Raw genomic sequence first — 16,371 nt, 5'->3', positions numbered from 1 at the left:
ACGTTAACGGCAGGCTTTTCAGGCGGGGCTGACGTCCCGCAGACGAACCACGGGCATGGTGACCGGCCATGCCAACAACCTGAAGGTGAGGGATCATGGATCAAATGGCACTCAAGGCCATAGAAGGCATCGCAGGCGCAGTGCGTGCGCCGTATCAGAACATCACGGTCAACCGCCTGACACCGATCATCGGTGCCGAGGTCGGCGGTGTCGATCTGTCGCAGCCACTCAGCGCGGAGCAACTGACGGAAATCCGCCGGGCCTTTCTGGAAAATCACGTGCTGGTGTTTCGCGATCAGCACCTGACGGTCGAACAGCACAAGGCATTTGGCCGATTGTTTGGTCCGTTGCGCGCACTGCCGGTGGACAGCATCGATGGCGATGACCCGGAACTGGTCGTGGTGCGCGCCAACGCCCAGTCGCGTTTCGCTGCGGGCGAGCTATGGCACACCGACGGCACCGCTGACCTGGAGCCGTCGATGGGCTCGATGCTGTACGTCAAGGAGACACCCGCCATCGGTACCGGCGGCGATACACTGTTTGCCAACATGCACCTGGCCATTGAAATGCTCTCGCCGGCGATGCAGCAGTTTCTCGGCGGGTTGACAGCCATTCACGATGGCGAGATTCCGTGGAAGGGCTATCAGCCACCTGCCGGCCTGCCGAAAAGCGAGCATCCGCTGGTGGTTCGCCACCCCGAAACCGGACGTCGCAGCCTGTTTGTCAATTCCGGGTTCACCTCGCATATCGTGCAACTCTCGCCCGGCGAGAGCCACGCGGTGCTGACCATGCTGTTCGATCTGATCGCCCGCGAACCTTCTCTCAGTTGCCGCGTGCGCTGGGAGCCGAACACGCTGGTGTTCTGGGATAACCGTTGCACCCAGCACCACGCGGTGTGGGATTACTTCCCGCACTCGCGCTATGGCGAGCGGGTGACGATTCTCGGTGGGCGGCCCCAGGCCTGAAGGCGCTTGCGATTGACCGGCCAACGCCGGTCAACTGCTTAATCAGCGCAGTGGCAGGTGGTATATCAGGTCGTCGAACCACTGATCGCCGATCTGATAGGCCTGCGGGACGCGACGCTCGAAGGTGAAGCCGCATTTCTCCATAACCTTGCAGGAGGCGATGTTGCCGTCGGTCACGGTCGATTCCAGTGAGTCCAGGCCGATGGCGGCGGCGTAGTCGATGATTGCGCGACACGACTCGGTGCCGAAGCCCTTGCCTTGATGTTCCGGCAGTAACAGATAGCCCACTTCGGCATGGCCCGGCGACAGGATGCGAAAGCCGCTGACCCCCAGTTCTGCATGGCTCTGGGCGTCCATGACCACCAGGCACAGCCAGTGATCGGACGCCGGCGTCCACTCGGGCAGTCGATGATCGAAGCCTTTGCGGATCTGCACCTCTTCGATTGCTCCGAATACGTACTGCATGGTCTCGGGCTCTGAGTGCAGCCTGAAAAACAGTGGCCAGTCACTGGCGAGCAGAGTCCGCAGATAAAGTCGTTCGGTGTGTAGTTCCAGCATCCGTTGCTCCCGGGACAATCAAAAAAGGCACCGGGTTTTGTACTCGGCCTGCGGTCAATGATCAATAATGCACGCACATTTCATCGCCGTTGCTCACGGTCATCGTGATGCAACCAGGCAGGATCACATCCTTCGGCAGGTCAGGGACGAGTCAATGGCATTTCGCGTATTGGTCATCGGTGGCTACGGCAACTTCGGCAGCCTTATCTGTAATCATCTGGTGATGATGCCGGACATCGAACTGGTCATTTCCGGTCGTGACCCGCGCAAGCTGGCGGAAAAGGTCGCAGCACTGCAGACGCTGGGGGGCAGGTTCTGCGAGAGCTGGTGCGTGGACATCCTGCAGGAAGGCGCGGGCAGCGAGCTTGGTGAATTGGGCATCGATCTGCTTATCCACACCGCGGGGCCTTTTCAGGGACAGTCGTATGCCGTGGCCCGGCATTGCATCGAGGCGGGCGTGAATTATTGCGACCTGGCGGATTGCCGGGCGTTCGTCGCCGGTATCGTCACCCTCGATGCCCAAGCGCGTGAGGCAGGTGTCAGCGTGCTGAGCGGGTGCAGCTCGGTGCCGACGCTTTCGGCGGCGATCATTGATCAGCATCGCCAGCGTTTTCTGCGCATCGATTCCATAGAGCACGGCATCTCGTCGGCAGCGAAAATGCCCGGCCTGTCGACCGTGCGCGGCGTGCTGGCCAATGCCGGGCGGCCGATCAGGCAGCTGCGCAACGGCAAGGTCCACGACGTCCACGGCTGGATGGACCTGACCCTGCGCCGGATGCACGGCATGGGCACACGGCTGGTGGCCAATGTCGACGTCCCGGACCTGGATGTATTTGCTGCACGCTACGCCGCGCAGAATCTGAGCTTCAAGGCCGGTTCCGCACTCAAGGCTGGCGGCATCGCGACCTGGCTGCTGGCGCTGACGATTCGCTGCGGGCTGGTGCGCGATCCTGCGCCGTGGGCCGAGCGCCTGTACCGTTGGGGCGCGCGCTTTGAAGGGTGGGGTGATCGAAAGAGTGCGATGTACATCGATGTCGATGGCCTCGACCTCGACGGCCAGCCGTTGCGCATGCACGCGCAATTGACAGCACTGAACGACAAGGGGCCGGAGATTCCCGGCAGTGCCGCCGTCGCGCTGAGCAGCAAAATGGCCGGTGGCTATCGTCCACAACCGGGCGCTCGGGCCTGCGTCGGAGAAGTCACTGTGGGCGAGTACCTGGCGGCGATCGACGAGCCGGAAAATGTCCGGCTCGATGTTCATTTCACGAGCCACAACGTCTGACGCTGCTGCAGTTGTCCGATGACTCCGAGCGGGCGGATTTCGTGTCTATTTCTTGACGCAGGCGTGCTGTTTGCCTCGGCACCAATCATCGGGAAATTCTGCTCAGGCAACTTAAATAAATCTTAATCATTGATGCCGAAGCCCGTAATTCATGGGGCGCAAGGTCTTCTCTAATCAACCTGGCCGGTATTCCAGACAGGTTAACTATCAAGTTAACCCTTTCAGCGCCGACTCACGGGTATTCCGAAAAATCGAAGGCATACACGTAATGAGCGCAAAATGGTTGGACAATTTGAACGTCAGCAAGAAGCTCGGGCTGGGCTTTGCCGCTATTTTGCTCGGTGTGCTGACCGTTACCGTCATCGGCTACTCCAGTACTAACCTGCTGATCGAGCGCATGGGCAAAAGCAGCAAGGTCGCCGAGATCAAGGCTGACGTCCTGAGTGCCCGGATCGCTGCGCAAGCCTATGCGACCGGTCCTACTGCTGCAGGTGTACAGAACTACGCTGGCGCTCTGGATACCTTGAGCCGCAGTGTCGATAAGGGCCTTCAAGTGTTCGTGGTATCGAGCAACCTGGCCAAGCTGCGCGACATCAAGGAGCAGGTGGGCGGGCTGAAGCAGACCTTCGATCAATTGGTCGGTATTAATCAGAAAGTCGATGAGGCGTTGAAACCGATCATCAAGGTTTCCGATGACGTCAGCGCGACCTTCGAGAATCTGCTGAACAAGACCATTGACGACACCTTGCGCGCCCCGAATGAAACCGGCATCAGGCAGGTCAAGATCGCTGGTGACTTGCGTAACGGCATGACCAATTTCCGTCTGGTGTTTCGTCGCTACCTGAGTGTTCCGAATGCCGACAACCGTCAGGCCACCTATAAGTCTGCCGACGCCCTGATCGCGCAAGTGGATGCCGCTCGCAGCCAGTTGCCTGTCGAGGCAAATGCCGCAGTGGATGCCGCGCTGGTCGCGTTGAAACAGTACAAGGTGCTGATGACGTCGATTTCGGACATGCTGCAGCAGACCGAACAGGTCCGTAGCGACCTGCAACAGCAATCCATAGCGACCGCAGCCCGCGCCGATGACTTGGCGGCACAGCAGGTCATCAGTGCCAAGAAGGAACAGGAAACCGCTGTGGTGCAATTGCTCAGCGTGGCGCTGGTCGTGCTGTTGGTCGGCATCTTTGCTGCGTTCCTGATCACGCGTCAGATTACCGTGCCGTTGAACAGCACCGTGATTGCAGCGCGCCGGATTGCCGACGGCGATCTGACCCACGACACCAGCACCACTCGCCAGGACGAACTGGGCCTGCTGCAGAACACCATGCAGCACATGACTGTTTCGCTGCGCGGCCTGATCGGTGGCATCGGCAACGGTGTCACGCAGATCGCCACTGCGGCCGAGCAGTTGTCTGCCGTCAGCGAGCAGACCAGTGCGGGCGTCACCCTGCAGAAAAACGAAGTCGACCAGGTCGCCACCGCCATGAACGAGATGGCCTCTACCGTACAGGAAGTGGCGCGCAACACCGAAGACGCTTCGCAAGCCGCCAAACAGGCCAGCGAGCGCGCTGCGCACGGCAGCAGTGTGGTGCAGCATGCCACGCGCGAAATCGGTCAATTGGCCGGTGAAGTACAGCAACTGGGCCAAGCCATGCAGCGCCTGACCGAAGACAGCGGCAAGATCGGCAGCGTGATTGATGTGATCAAGGCGGTCGCCGAGCAGACCAACCTGCTGGCGCTCAACGCAGCCATCGAGGCCGCACGGGCAGGCGAGCAGGGTCGCGGTTTTGCCGTGGTGGCTGACGAGGTCCGCTCGCTGGCTCAGCGTACGCAGAACTCGACAACCGAAATCGAAGCGCTGATCCAGGCGTTGCAAAAAGGTACAGGCGCCGCCTCGGGCCTGATGGACGCCAGCCTGCAACGCACTGAGGGCACCGTGGTGCTGGCTCGTCAGGCCGAACAGGCGCTGGTGGAAATCAACCAGTCCATCGGCACCATCGAACAGATGAGTCAGCAGATTTCCGCCGCGGCCGAGCAACAGAGCGCTGTGACCGAAGAAATCAACCGCAGCGTACTCAGCGTGCGCGACATCGCCGATCAGTCGGCTTCGGCCACCGAGCAAAGCGCAGCATCGACTGTCGAGCTGGCCCGTCTGGGCAGCGATTTGCAGAGCATGGTCGCGCGTTTCAAGATTTAACCTGCGCAAAGCCAAGTCGGCCTCTTGAGCCCATCAGGAGGCCGACTTCCGTTGTTCCGCCCGCACCACCATCCACACGCCGACACCTGACACCGCCATGCCTGACGCCATCTGCCAGGACAGCGGTTCGTCGAACATAGCCCAGGCCCAGAGCATTGTCACCGGTGGGCTGAGGTACAGCACGCTGGCGACGCGGGTGGCTGACGCGCGGCGCAGACACACCCAATACAGTCCGTACCCGCCCAGGGTTGCCAGCCCCACCGTCCATAGCACGCTCAGCGCAAAGCCGCTACTGGCTACAGGCGCCAGACTGCCCTGCGTGCCCTGAATGATCGCGAAGGCGATACTGGAGACAGCGCATTGCAGCCACAGGTTGGGGAGCAGTGCCATGGGTTGCGCGGTGCCGGACTGTTTCTGCCACAGCGTCGCGATGGCCAGCGACAACATACCCAGCAGCGGCAGGCCGTAGGCCCACAACGGTGCGTCACCCACCGCCAGTGCGCTGTAGGTCACCAGCACTACACCGATCAGCCCGACAAACAGTCCTGCCCAGATTTGCCAGGCCAGCCGTTGTCCGAGCACCAGTGCCGCCAGGAGTGCCATGCCCATCGGCAACAAGTCGGCAAAGAGTGCGGCAAGTCCGGCAGGCACGCCCAGCGCGATGCCTTGCGTGACACCGGCGACGTAGCCGGTCATGGCCAGCAGACCGATCCCTGCGTTTTTCAGCAACGTGGCAGCCGGGATCGACCTCAGTTGCCTGGCGACAAAAGGCAGCAGGATCAGCGTGACCACCACACAGCGCCAGAACACCACCAGCAGCGGCGGCGCATGTTCCAGCGAAAAGCGTGCGCCGACGAAACCCGAACTCCAGGTCAGAATCAGCGCAGCTTCAAGCAGGGGAAGGGGAATGGCCTGGTGCCAGGCAGGCCGCGAGACGCTCGGAGCAATCGACAGGTATGGGTTCATGGACACAGGTTACGAAACCGGCGTAGTCTAATAAATCAAAATTAAATGCATAAGTTGTTCAGGAATTCTGAATCATGACGGCCATTCTCGACATCGAACTGGTGCGCACCTTCCATGCGGTGGCGCGGATAGGAAAGTTTTCGGCCGCCGCCGAGCAACTTCATAAAAGCCCGGCCGCGGTGAGTGTGCATATCCAGCGCCTTGAGGCCGTGGCGGGCGGGCGCTTGCTCAACCGGGACAACCAGGCGGTGTCGCTGACGGCGCTGGGCAAGCGCCTGCTGTTGTCGACGACCGAGTTGCTGTCCACGCATGACCGGGTGCTGGCGGATCTGCAAGGCACTCATCTGGCCGGACGCATCACGCTGGGTGTGCCGGATGAATACGCCGTGCATGTCATTCGCGACATCCTGCCGGTGTTCGCGGCCGCATGGCCCAATGTCGTGCTGGAATTGAAATCCGCACCCAGCTACGCCCTGCGCGAGCAGGTTGCGCGTGGCAAGTTGCAGACAGCAGTAATCGCGCAACCCAAAGGGCAGCGGAATGCTGACACGCAGTTTCTGGTATCGACCAAGCCGGTCTGGGTCGGGCCGGCAAGCGCCGCACTGGCATCCGCGGACCCGGTGCCGCTGGCCATTCACGCAGCGCAATGTCCTTATCGTGAAGCCATGATGGCTTCCCTCAAAGACAACGGCCGCAAAATCCGTGTAGTTCTCGAAAGCCCGTCCAATCAGGCGATCAAAGCCTGTGTGGAAGCGGGCCTTGCGATCAGCCTCATCGATCGGAGCGGGGTCACGGAAGCCATGCAGATTCTCGATGATCTGCCTGAAATACCCGAGCACGAAATCGTCTTCCTGCGCTCGCCGTCATCACAGAACGACGAGGCGGTGAGCCTGCTGGCGCAGGCGCTGCAGAAGTATTTTCGGGTTTGATAGCGAAGCTGTGTGCAGCAAACGTATCTGCGGTTTACCACGCGGGTGGCGATTGTCTTCTGGTGTGGAAAATCCGTAGAACCTGTAGTCGGCCGCTACGGATGCGATATGGAATCAGGTAAGGCAGGTCTGGCAGAGGCCATTCTCTGGTTCCGGCAATCCGTCCTTCCCGGCCCATGGCGGGAAAACTCGCGAGCTGCGTTACGCTTGATTGAATGGCCTTCACGAAAGCAGCGGCAGCAGCTGGATTGTCCAGTGCGATATACGCTGCCTCCTCATCCAGATTCTTTAGTGCCGTTTTGAGCCACTCAACCTGCATTGCCTGACCATTTGTTCATGACAGCTTTTACGTCGTCTGGGCTTGCGAACTCGCCGGCGTCGGCTTCTTCGATCGCACGCTGAATTTCGGCGATCTGCCAAGCCTCGCGTGTCAGGTATTCGCGGAGCGCGTCGAGGGCCAAAAATGACTTGCTGCGCCCGGTCGCCTTTGCAAGGTGTGCAAGGGTATCTGCCATTTCGTCCGGCAGACGTAGAGACATTGTGGACATATACACCTCACACGTAGTTATTTGTATTACATGAGGGTGCAGTGTAATACATGTGAATACGCGTGTGGATGCGGTTTCCATTTCAGGTTTGCCGGCTTTTTGAGCGGGTGCAAAATAGCCCGCGAATTCACGGGCCATTCGAGCAGCTTTTGGGGTGGCTCAACCGTCCTTGAAAAGAAAACTGTAGGCGTTCAACGCCGGCACGCCGCCGAGGTGGGCGTAGAGCACTTTCGAGCCGTCGGGGAATTCGCCGTTGCGCACCATGTCGATCATGCCGTGCATGGATTTGCCTTCATAGACCGGGTCGGTCAGCACGCCTTCCAGGCGGGCGCAGAGGCGGATGGCTTCGAGGGTGCCATCGTTCGGTAGGCCGTATTCCGGGTAGGCGTAGCGGGTGTCGAGCACCACGTCTTCGGCGGTGATTTCGCGGCCCAGCTCCACCAGTTTTGCGGTGTTCTGAGCGATGCGCAGGACCTGCGCGCGGGTCTTTTCCGGTTTGGCCGACGCGTCGATACCGATCACGCGCTGTGCCCGGCCATCGGCCGCGAAGCCGACGAGCATGCCCGCGTGAGTGCTGCCGGTCACCGAGCAGACCACGATGTAGTCGAATTTGAAGCCCAGCTCTTCTTCCTGCTGGCGCACCTCATCGGCAAAACGCACGAACCCCAGGCCGCCATAAGGATGTTCCGAGCAGCCTGCTGGAATCGGGAACGGTTTGCCGCCGCTTTCCTCGACGTCGGCCATGGCCTTTTCCCAGCTCGGGCGAATGCCGATATCGAAGCCTGCCGAATCCAGGCGCACATCGGCGCCCATGATGCGCGACATCTCGATATTGCCGACCCGGTCGTACAACGCGTCCGAATAGTTGACCCAATTCTCCTGCACCAGCACGCACTTCATGCCCAGATGCGCCGCCACGGCCGCCACCTGACGGGTCTGGTTGGACTGGATGCCACCGATCGATACCAGCGTGTCGTAGCCGCCGTCGATGGCTTCCGGCACCAGGTATTCCAGCTTGCGGGTCTTGTTGCCGCCGAAGGCCAGACCGCTGTTGCAATCCTCGCGCTTTGCATACAGCTCGACCTTGCCGCCCAGATGCTCACTCAAGCGTTTCAGGGGAGTAATAGGCGAGGGACCGAAGGTCAGAGGGTAGCGCTTGAACTTGCTCAGGTTCATATCGGGTCTCCGTTGATAAGTTGATGCGGGCATTGAAGGCGGGTCTCGATGTGTTTATCGAGCTGCCCGGCATGGCTCCCATCATAGGAAAACTGCAAATAATCGTGGTTGCAAAGAATTGTCTATCTACAAAATAAGCGTTAGCCTGAATGCAACTAAACAGACTTTTATTGTGTGATTTTCATTATGAAAGCAATAAATGAACGCACTAAAAAGTCCGGTGCCGATGTGACGCCGCTGCTGGACAGGATTGACCGCGCCATCCTCAAGACCCTGCAACGTGACGCGTCCATTTCCAATGTGGCACTTGCCGAGAAGGTCAAACTGAGTCCGCCTGCATGCCTGCGGCGCGTCGAGCGGCTGAAAGAGGCGGGCGTGATCAAGGGCGTGGTGGCGTTGCTCAATGGCGATGTTCTGGACGCGGGCATGGTGGTGCTGATCGGTGTCGTGCTGGACCGCTCGACACCGGATTCATTTGCCCAGTTTGAAGCCGCCGCGCAGAAGGTTTCCGGCTGCATGGAGTTTCATGTCGTCACCGGCGAGTTCGACTACTTCTTGTTGCTGCGCACCAGGGACAGTCAGAGCTTCAACCGCCTGCACGCCGAACAGTTACTGTACCTGCCCGGTGTCAGACAGATTCGTTCGTTCATGGGGCTGCGTCAGGTCGTCTCCACGACACAGTTACCTATCTGACGGGTTTCGGCGTGGCCTGTTTGCTGCATGCAGCGTCAAACGTTCACGTCTGACCAAGGTCAGAGCTGTTGACTGCCACACGATTGACTCTGGCGCATGATTCAATCAGTGCCGTTTTCTTTTTTTTACTTGCTCAAGGATTTTCATTTTGGCTGCTGGAAGCTTGCTTACCCTGCTTGACGATATTGCAACGTTGCTCGACGACGTGGCGCTGGCCACGAAGAAAACGGCGGGTGTGCTGGGTGATGATCTGGCGCTCAATGCCCAGCAGGTCACCGGTGTTTCAGCGGATCGCGAATTGCCGGTTGTCTGGGCCGTGGCCAAGGGGTCGCTGCTCAACAAGGCCATTCTGGTTCCGGCAGCATTGCTGATCAGTGCCTTCGCACCTTGGGCGATTCTGCCGTTGCTGATGATCGGCGGGGCATTTCTGTGCTTCGAGGGCTTCGAGAAAATCGCCCATAAATGGCTGCATCCCGAAACCGGCGAAGAACATGAGCAGCGCAAGCAGGCGTCGACGGATGCATCCGTGGACATGGTGGCGTTCGAAAAGGAGCGCATCAAAGGCGCGATTCGCACTGACTTCATTCTTTCGGCGGAAATCATCGTGCTCGCGCTGGGCGTGGTCTCGGCCAGACCCTTCATGGATCAGGTCGGCGTGCTGGTCATCGTTGCAGTACTGATCACTGTGGGTGTCTACGGGCTGGTGGCCGGTATCGTCAAACTCGATGACCTGGGCCTGTACCTGAAGAAAAGCGCAGCCTCGGCTGCACAAAAGATCGGCGCCGGCCTGCTGTGGCTGGCACCGGTGTTGATGAAAGTACTGTCGATCGTCGGGACTGCTGCCATGTTCATGGTCGGCGGCGGGATTCTGGTCCACGGCCTGCCGTTCGCTCATCATTGGGTCGAAGGCGTGACCGAAGCGGCAGCGGGTGCGGTAGGCGGTCTGTCGATGGTCGTCCCGACGCTGGTCGATGCGGTCGCCGGGATCATTGCCGGTGCCGTGCTGGTGCTGGTCGTGACGCTGATTGGCAAGGTCTGGAAAGCTGCGAAGGAGTGAGTGGAGGAGGGGCTCCACACTTCTGATTCAAGGCCGTGGGAGCGAGCCGGGCGACGCTTCGCTTGCTCGCGAAGGGGTTGATACAGCCAACCGAAGGGTGTCTGAAACACCGCCTTCACGAGCAAGCTCGCTCCCACAGAACTTGGGAGTGAGCGTCATCACCGTCAAACAACGTGCTTAGAAGAACACCTTTACCAGCAAACTCGCGGTGTTCTGATCGGTGTCGAAGGAACTGGTGTCCTTGATGCCGTATTTGTTGGTCCAGTAGTCGTATTCGATACCTACGTACAGCTGCCGCTCCGGGTAATTCAGTGCCTTGCCCAGGTCGTACTTGATCTGCGGGTTGAAGTGCAGGTTGGAGTGGTAAGTGCCACGCGAGGTCTTGTCGTTGTCGACCACCCAGTCCATGAAGCCGTCGATCAGCACATCCGATTTGCCCACCGGAATGGTGTAGGACCACACCGGAGTGATCTGCCACACGCCGTCGCCCGGGCGATTGCCCTCGGTCTGGCGCTGGTAGAAGTTAAGCTGGAAATAGTCGAAACCCGGAATCTTCAAGTCGAACGCCGGACCGATCAGGTACGACTCGTTATCGCCCTCACCAAACTCGTAAGTTGCGGCAATCAGTACATCGCTGATTGGCCCGAACTCGAACTTCTGGCCGAAGATCTTGCCCAGTGACAGGCGTGGCGAGAACTCGCCGTAATAGGTGTTATCGCCAGCGGTCGCGTCTTTCTTGCCGTTGTAGAAGATCTTGTCGACGAAGAAGAAGTTGTCGCCGTACTTCCAGCTGTCCGCGTGCTCAAAGGTGAAGGTCTGCTGATTTTCCGGGTTGACAGCAAAGTCTCGTCCATTGAGATAGGTCAGGCTATTACTCTGCCACTGGAAGATATCCCCTGCCATGGCGGGTGCAGCAGCCAGCAGACTGCTGGCCAGTAATGCACTGGAAATCGTACGGTTCATGCGGTGAGCCCCTTGATGTAGATCGTGATTTTTTCGGACTGGCGTTCTATGCGTGACGCCTTGTCGATGCTTGCAATAATTTGTCTGTCTGGTCAGCTTTGTGTTGTTAGCAAGAGCTGCGCCAATCAGTGAAAAAAAGTTTAAGTAACCCTTCAAACCGGCATCAACGTGTCGATTTCAGATCATTTTTCCGAATGGGCAGCGTTCTGAGCGCCGTTCAGCCAGTGGGCCGCCCGGGTCAGGTTCAGTTAGCGGGAAGGAGAGGGGCGGGTTGGCAGCGGCGGCGGAGGATACTGACTCGCGTCGCCGTGCTCAAGTGCTCCAGAGCAGGGCGTCCGGAGCGAAAACAGGGCAATGCCCGTTGTCTCAGTTGATGTGTGCGCCCTGATCGATCCAGGCGCCTACCAGATCACGTTCCTGCTGGGTCATCTGGGTGATATTGCCCAGCGGCATGATCGGCGCGGTGATTGCCTGCGCCTTGATGCGCGGTGCCTGCTGCTGGATCTGCTCAGGCGTATCGAACATCACGCCGGCCGGAGCGACGCTGAACAGCTGACTGGTAGGCGTGGCCGAGTGACAGACCGAGCAACGTTGCCGGATGACGTCGTGCACCTTGTTGAAGTCTGCACCTGCCACCTTGGCAGGCTCGGGCTGGGCAGGTGCTGCCTGGGCAGGTGCAGCGGCGGGTTGCGCAGGCTGCTCATCAGCCCGATGCCCGCCGACCGCTGTACCGGGCATTGGCTGATAGACGATCTTTGCCGGCGCTTGCGCAGGGCCGGTGACATACGCCAGGCACAGCATGCCCAGCGCCGCGACGGGCAGGGTCCAGGCAAATCGATGGCTGTCGTGGCGTGTATTGAAGTAATGGCGCACCAGCACGGCCAGCAGCGCGATGCCTGCAAGAATCAGCCAGTTGTACTCACTGCCGTAGGTGCTTGGAAAGTGATTGCTGATCATGATGAACAGCACGGGCAGGGTGAAGTAGTTGTTGTGTCGTGAACGCAACAGGCCTTTTGCCGGAAGGCTTGGGTCCGGCGTACGGTTCTCGGCAATGGCGGCCACCAGCGCGCGCTGGGCCGGCATGATGATGCGGAACACGTTGCCGACCATGATGGTGCCCATGATCGCGCCCACATGCAGATAGGCACCGCGACCGCTGAACACTTTGCTGAAACCATATGCCGCCGCCACCAGCAGCACGAACAGGACCACGCCCAACAGGGCAGGGCGCTTGCCCAGTGGCGAGTCACACAGAAAGCTGTAGATGAACCAGCCAGCGAACAACGAGCCCAGGCCGATGTGCACCCCCTCGGCGCCACTCAGGCTGCTGCCCGGGGCCAGCAGGTACAGCGTCGGGTTGGCGTAGAACACCACGCACAGCAGGGCCACGCCGGACAGCCAGGTCGAATAGGCTTCCCATTTGAACCAGTGCAGATTCTCCGGCATGGTCGGCGGTGCGAGCTTGTACTTCTCCAGGTGGTAGATGCCGCCACCGTGGATCGCCCACAGATCACCCGACAGGCCTTCACGCGGGTTGCTGCGGTTGAGGTTGTTCTCCAGCCAGACGAAGTAGAACGATGCGCCGATCCAGGCGACGCCGACAATCATGTGAATCCAGCGCACGCCCAGATTCAGCCATTCCATCATATGTGCCAGCACGGTGTTTACCCTTCCAGTGGGTGGGGATCGAGAACCAGCAACTGGCTCTCGGCAAAATAATGCTCGTCGCAGTTGTTGCCTTCGCCACTGCGATCAACCACCAGGAAGTCATCCCGCTTTTCGATCGTCAGCACCGGATGGTGCCAGACGCCGCGATGGTAATTGACACCCTGCCTGCCGTTCGACACGAAGGCGCGGGTCGCCTCTGATTCAGGCTCATCGCCAACCGGCGCGACCACGATCAGAAAAGGGTTGCCGAGCAGCGGCACGAAGGCCTGACTGCCCAGCGGATGACGCTCCAGCATGCCGATGGTCAACGGCATCGGCAGGGCTTCGGCGCGGAAGATGCTGATGATCGCCTTGTCCTCAGGCTGTGCGGTCTGCACATCAGCCAGACGATGAAAGCGCATGGTCGAGCCGTTGTTGATCATGAAGTGATCGCTGCCGTCGGTTTCGATCACATCACCGAATGGCGCAAAGGCTTCCTTGGTCAGTGGCTCGATTATCAGTTTGCGCATGCGGGTTCTTCTTCAATGGTTTCGAGGGTGGGTCGTTTGCACATTCGTATTGATGACTATCGTGCCAATGCTCTGCGTTGGCATGCATTTCGTGACGCTCTGCGTCACAACTCTACGCCGCGCCACACACTCAAGACAGGACGCAGAGCGTCCGGAACTGCATTCCCACGCAGAGCGTGGGAACGATAGCCTGTTACCTTCTGCTGACTTCCGGCGCGTTTTATCTGGCCACCTTGCCCAGCACTCGCAGGCGGCTCACGCCTCCGTCCGGGAATACGTTCAGACGGATGTGGGTGATCGGGCCGATCGCCTTGATCTGCTCGGCGAACTCGTGCTCGGCGTGCATGGTCAGCTTCTGGCTCGGCAGCAACTCGCGCCAGAACAGGCTCTGGGTTTCGATCTGGCTGTCGGTGCCACCCTTGACCAGGGCGCCCTGGATCGAGCAGCTGTCCGGGTAGTTGCCTTTGAAGTGCAGGGTATCGACGATCACTTTCTCGACCTCGCCCTTGTGCCCGAGCGCCACGATCACCCAGTCGTTGCCGGGTGTACGGCGGCGTGCGGTTTCCCAGCCGTCGCCCATGTTCACACCGCGACCAGGGTTGAGGATGTTGCTCATGCTGCCGTAGTGCTCATCGGAGCAGGCAATCGATCGACCGCCATTGAGCGCCGCAACCAGGTCGATCTGCTCGTCCTCGCTGACCTTCGACCAGTCGCGATGCGGCACACCGTACACGCGCAGACGCGCGACACCGCCGTCCGGGTAGATGTTGAAGCGCAGGTGGCTGAACGCCTGATCGTTGCTGATCTCATGGTAATGATGGCTGTTGCCTTGCAGCTCCACAGACGGCAGGACTTCGGTCCAGGCGGTGTTCTCATCGGGCTCGCCCGACGCCAGGAAGCAGGCTTCCAGCGACGCGGAAGGCGGGAAGTTACCAGTGAAAAACGAGGTGTCGATGTCCACGCCTTTGATGGTTCCCGCCACACCGAGGCGAATCACCGCGCTGTCGTACCCTTCGAAGCGCTTGCGGCGCGACTCCCAGCCGTCCATCCACTTGCCGTTGTCGTCGAATACGCCTTCTTTCCAGACGGCCGGGGTTGGCTGGAACAGCCGGTTGGCATCGGCGAACCAGTCATCGGTGACCGAAAGGATTTTGGTGCCCAGACGCGCGTCGGCCAGGTTCACGAACTTCTCGAACGGTGCGGCGTAAACTTTCATGCTCTTTGTCTGCCTTCTGAATACGGTTATGACTGCGACGCTCAAAGCGCCTGCAGACGAAACAGTGCGATCTTGTTGATCTCGGCCAGGGCGCAAGCGAACTCGGCCTCGGGCGAGTGATGGATGCGTTGCTCGAACGCCGCCAGAATCTTATGCCTGTCGCTGCCCTTGACCGCCATGATGAACGGAAAGCCGAAGCGGGCCTTGTAAGCCTCGTTCAACTCGGTGAAGCGCTGAAATTCTTCAGGCGTGCAGTGGTGGATACCGGCGCCGGCCTGTTCATCGGTACTGGCCTGAGTCAGCTCGCCCTGGACGGCAGCCTTGCCTGCCAGATCCGGGTGGGCATTGATCAGTGCCAGTTGTTGCTCGTGTGTGGCTCCCAGCAGGATCTCGCTCATGCGTTCATGCAGGGTCTCGACCTGATCGAGTTGCGGGCCTGTGCTCTGGTCGAACGCCTGTTGCGCGACCCACGGTGAGTGTTCGTAGATATCGGCGAAGGCCGCGACGAACGCATCCCGGCCCAGGCTTGAAGGTGTCAGTGTCTTGAACGCGCTCATTGCTCGGCCTTGCCGGTAAACGGATGTTCAGTGTGCCAGTGCCGGGCGATATCGACACGACGGGTAAACCACACCTGCTCATGGCCTTTGACGTACTCGATGAAACGCTTGAGTGCGGCGAGGCGGGCGGGGCGGCCGATCAGGCGGCAATGCAGGCCGATGGAAAGCATCTTCGGTGCGTCTTCGCCTTCGGCATACAGCACGTCGAAGGCGTCCTTGAGGTATTGAAAGAACTGCTCGCCATTGTTGAAGCCCTGCACCTGGGTGAAACGCATGTCGTTGGTGTCCAGGGTGTACGGAATCACCAGATGAGGCTTGCCGGTCGGGTTGTTCGGCTCCCAGTACGGCAGGTCATCGTCGTAGGTGTCGCAATCGTAGAGAAACCCGCCTTCCTCCATGACCAGGCGCCGGGTGTTGGGGCCGGTGCGCCCGGTGTACCAGCCCAGCGGCCGTTCGCCGCTGATCTCGGTGAGGATCTGGATCGCCTGGCGCATGTGCTCGCGCTCCTGGGCTTCGTCCATGTTCTGGTAGTCGATCCAGCGATAGCCGTGGCTGCAGATCTCATGACCTTCGGCGACCATGGCGCGGATCACCTCCGGATGACGCTGCGCAGCCATGGCGACGGCGAAAATGGTCAGGGGGATATCGAACTGCCTGAACAGCTTGAGAATGCGCCACACACCGGCGCGGCTGCCGTACTCGTACAGCGACTCCATGCTCATGTTGCGCTGGCCCTGGAGTGGCTGCGCGGCAACCATCTCGGACAGAAAGGCTTCTGATTCCTTGTCGCCATGCAGAATATTGCGCTCGCCACCTTCCTCGTAATTCAGCACGAAAGACAAGGCAATGCGTGCATTGCCCGGCCAGCGTGGGTGAGGCGGTTTGTTGCCGTAACCGATCAGGTCGCGTGGGTAGTCAGCGCTCACTGCAAGCTTCCTTTTTGTACATTGGGTGCGTTAAGTCAGGTGCAATGCCAGAGGCCATCAAGGCACTGCCGGGTCAAGATTGTATACAATTTTATTTTCAGCTTGTAACCCTGTACGTTGCTGCACCGAAGTGTTTCGGCAGGAGTAAAGCAAGCAAGAAA

General features: G+C 59.7%; 17 protein-coding genes. 6 read left to right on the top strand and 11 right to left on the bottom strand.

Going from position 1 to position 16,371, the window contains the following annotated elements:
• Positions 1-95: 95 nt before the first annotated feature.
• Positions 96-965 carry a TauD/TfdA family dioxygenase gene (locus JOE33_RS05200; protein WP_054993256.1) on the top strand — a complete coding sequence of 290 codons (870 nt, stop codon included), beginning with the start codon at positions 96-98 and terminating at the stop codon, positions 963-965.
• Positions 966-1,007: 42 nt separating this feature from the next.
• On the opposite strand, the gene JOE33_RS05195 is transcribed toward JOE33_RS05200, so the two are convergent.
• The gene (locus JOE33_RS05195) at positions 1,008-1,523 is read right to left on the bottom strand and encodes a GNAT family N-acetyltransferase (protein WP_054993257.1); all 516 of its coding nucleotides are present in this window, start codon (positions 1,521-1,523) and stop codon (positions 1,008-1,010) included.
• 154 nt (positions 1,524-1,677) lie between these two features.
• Here JOE33_RS05195 and JOE33_RS05190 point away from each other — a divergent pair, with 154 nt between their 5' ends.
• Positions 1,678-2,805: a saccharopine dehydrogenase NADP-binding domain-containing protein gene (locus JOE33_RS05190; protein ID WP_187625676.1), complete on the top strand. Its 1,128-nt coding sequence runs from the start codon at positions 1,678-1,680 to the stop codon at positions 2,803-2,805.
• A 268-nt stretch (positions 2,806-3,073) separates the two neighbouring features.
• On the top strand, positions 3,074-5,002 hold the full coding sequence (locus JOE33_RS05185; protein WP_187625675.1) for a methyl-accepting chemotaxis protein: 1,929 nt from the start codon (positions 3,074-3,076) through the stop codon (positions 5,000-5,002).
• Between the two features lie 33 nt (positions 5,003-5,035).
• Here the strand turns inward: JOE33_RS05185 and JOE33_RS05180 are convergent, their stop codons facing one another.
• A complete protein-coding gene (locus tag JOE33_RS05180) occupies positions 5,036-5,968 on the bottom strand; it encodes a DMT family transporter (RefSeq protein WP_032611988.1) in 933 nt (310 codons plus the stop codon).
• Between the two features lie 74 nt (positions 5,969-6,042).
• Between JOE33_RS05180 and JOE33_RS05175 the strand changes: the two genes are divergently transcribed.
• Positions 6,043-6,897, top strand: coding sequence for a LysR family transcriptional regulator (locus JOE33_RS05175; RefSeq protein WP_187625674.1), 855 nt, complete (start codon positions 6,043-6,045; stop codon positions 6,895-6,897).
• Between the two features lie 34 nt (positions 6,898-6,931).
• Here the strand turns inward: JOE33_RS05175 and JOE33_RS05170 are convergent, their stop codons facing one another.
• From JOE33_RS05170 to JOE33_RS05160, 3 genes are all read right to left on the bottom strand, one after another.
• Positions 6,932-7,216: a type II toxin-antitoxin system RelE/ParE family toxin gene (locus JOE33_RS05170; protein WP_010437186.1), complete on the bottom strand. Its 285-nt coding sequence runs from the start codon at positions 7,214-7,216 to the stop codon at positions 6,932-6,934.
• Complete coding sequence (locus tag JOE33_RS05165) at positions 7,206-7,445, bottom strand: CopG family ribbon-helix-helix protein (protein WP_025991107.1); 240 nt, start codon at positions 7,443-7,445, stop codon at positions 7,206-7,208. The genes JOE33_RS05170 and JOE33_RS05165 overlap by 11 nt, the downstream gene beginning before the upstream one ends.
• Positions 7,446-7,604: 159 nt before the next feature.
• Complete coding sequence (locus JOE33_RS05160) at positions 7,605-8,621, bottom strand: 1-aminocyclopropane-1-carboxylate deaminase (RefSeq protein ID WP_096102889.1); 1,017 nt, start codon at positions 8,619-8,621, stop codon at positions 7,605-7,607.
• Between the two features lie 186 nt (positions 8,622-8,807).
• Between JOE33_RS05160 and JOE33_RS05155 the strand changes: the two genes are divergently transcribed.
• Positions 8,808-9,314, top strand: a complete 507-nt coding sequence (locus JOE33_RS05155) for a winged helix-turn-helix transcriptional regulator (protein WP_032611980.1) — start codon at positions 8,808-8,810, stop codon at positions 9,312-9,314.
• A gap of 148 nt (positions 9,315-9,462) precedes the next feature.
• Positions 9,463-10,371, top strand: a complete 909-nt coding sequence (locus tag JOE33_RS05150; protein WP_010437195.1) for a DUF808 domain-containing protein — start codon at positions 9,463-9,465, stop codon at positions 10,369-10,371.
• 177 nt (positions 10,372-10,548) lie between these two features.
• Here JOE33_RS05150 and JOE33_RS05145 read toward each other — a convergent pair whose 3' ends face one another.
• From JOE33_RS05145 to puuE, 6 genes are all read right to left on the bottom strand, one after another.
• Positions 10,549-11,334 (bottom strand): outer membrane protein OmpK, encoded by a 786-nt coding sequence (locus JOE33_RS05145; protein WP_003423373.1) that lies wholly within the window; start codon positions 11,332-11,334, stop codon positions 10,549-10,551.
• A 366-nt stretch (positions 11,335-11,700) separates the two neighbouring features.
• Positions 11,701-12,993: a urate hydroxylase PuuD gene (locus tag JOE33_RS05140; RefSeq protein ID WP_187625673.1), complete on the bottom strand. Its 1,293-nt coding sequence runs from the start codon at positions 12,991-12,993 to the stop codon at positions 11,701-11,703.
• A gap of 5 nt (positions 12,994-12,998) precedes the next feature.
• On the bottom strand, positions 12,999-13,511 hold the full coding sequence (locus tag JOE33_RS05135; protein WP_003396316.1) for an ureidoglycolate lyase: 513 nt from the start codon (positions 13,509-13,511) through the stop codon (positions 12,999-13,001).
• A 220-nt stretch (positions 13,512-13,731) separates the two neighbouring features.
• Positions 13,732-14,727 carry an allantoicase gene (alc, locus tag JOE33_RS05130; RefSeq protein WP_003371441.1) on the bottom strand — a complete coding sequence of 332 codons (996 nt, stop codon included), beginning with the start codon at positions 14,725-14,727 and terminating at the stop codon, positions 13,732-13,734.
• Positions 14,728-14,768: 41 nt separating this feature from the next.
• Positions 14,769-15,284, bottom strand: coding sequence for a 2-oxo-4-hydroxy-4-carboxy-5-ureidoimidazoline decarboxylase (gene uraD, locus JOE33_RS05125; RefSeq protein WP_096139395.1), 516 nt, complete (start codon positions 15,282-15,284; stop codon positions 14,769-14,771).
• Positions 15,281-16,210 (bottom strand): allantoinase PuuE, encoded by a 930-nt coding sequence (puuE, locus tag JOE33_RS05120; RefSeq protein ID WP_010427172.1) that lies wholly within the window; start codon positions 16,208-16,210, stop codon positions 15,281-15,283. The genes uraD and puuE overlap by 4 nt, the downstream gene beginning before the upstream one ends.
• Between the last annotated feature and the right edge of the window lie 161 nt (positions 16,211-16,371).

Origin of the sequence: Pseudomonas sp. PvP027, from assembly GCF_017833005.1 — a bacterium.
GTDB lineage: Bacteria > Pseudomonadota > Gammaproteobacteria > Pseudomonadales > Pseudomonadaceae > Aquipseudomonas > Aquipseudomonas congelans.
Note: the sequence above shows the minus strand (reverse complement) of the source record. Positions and strands in the feature narration are given on the sequence as shown.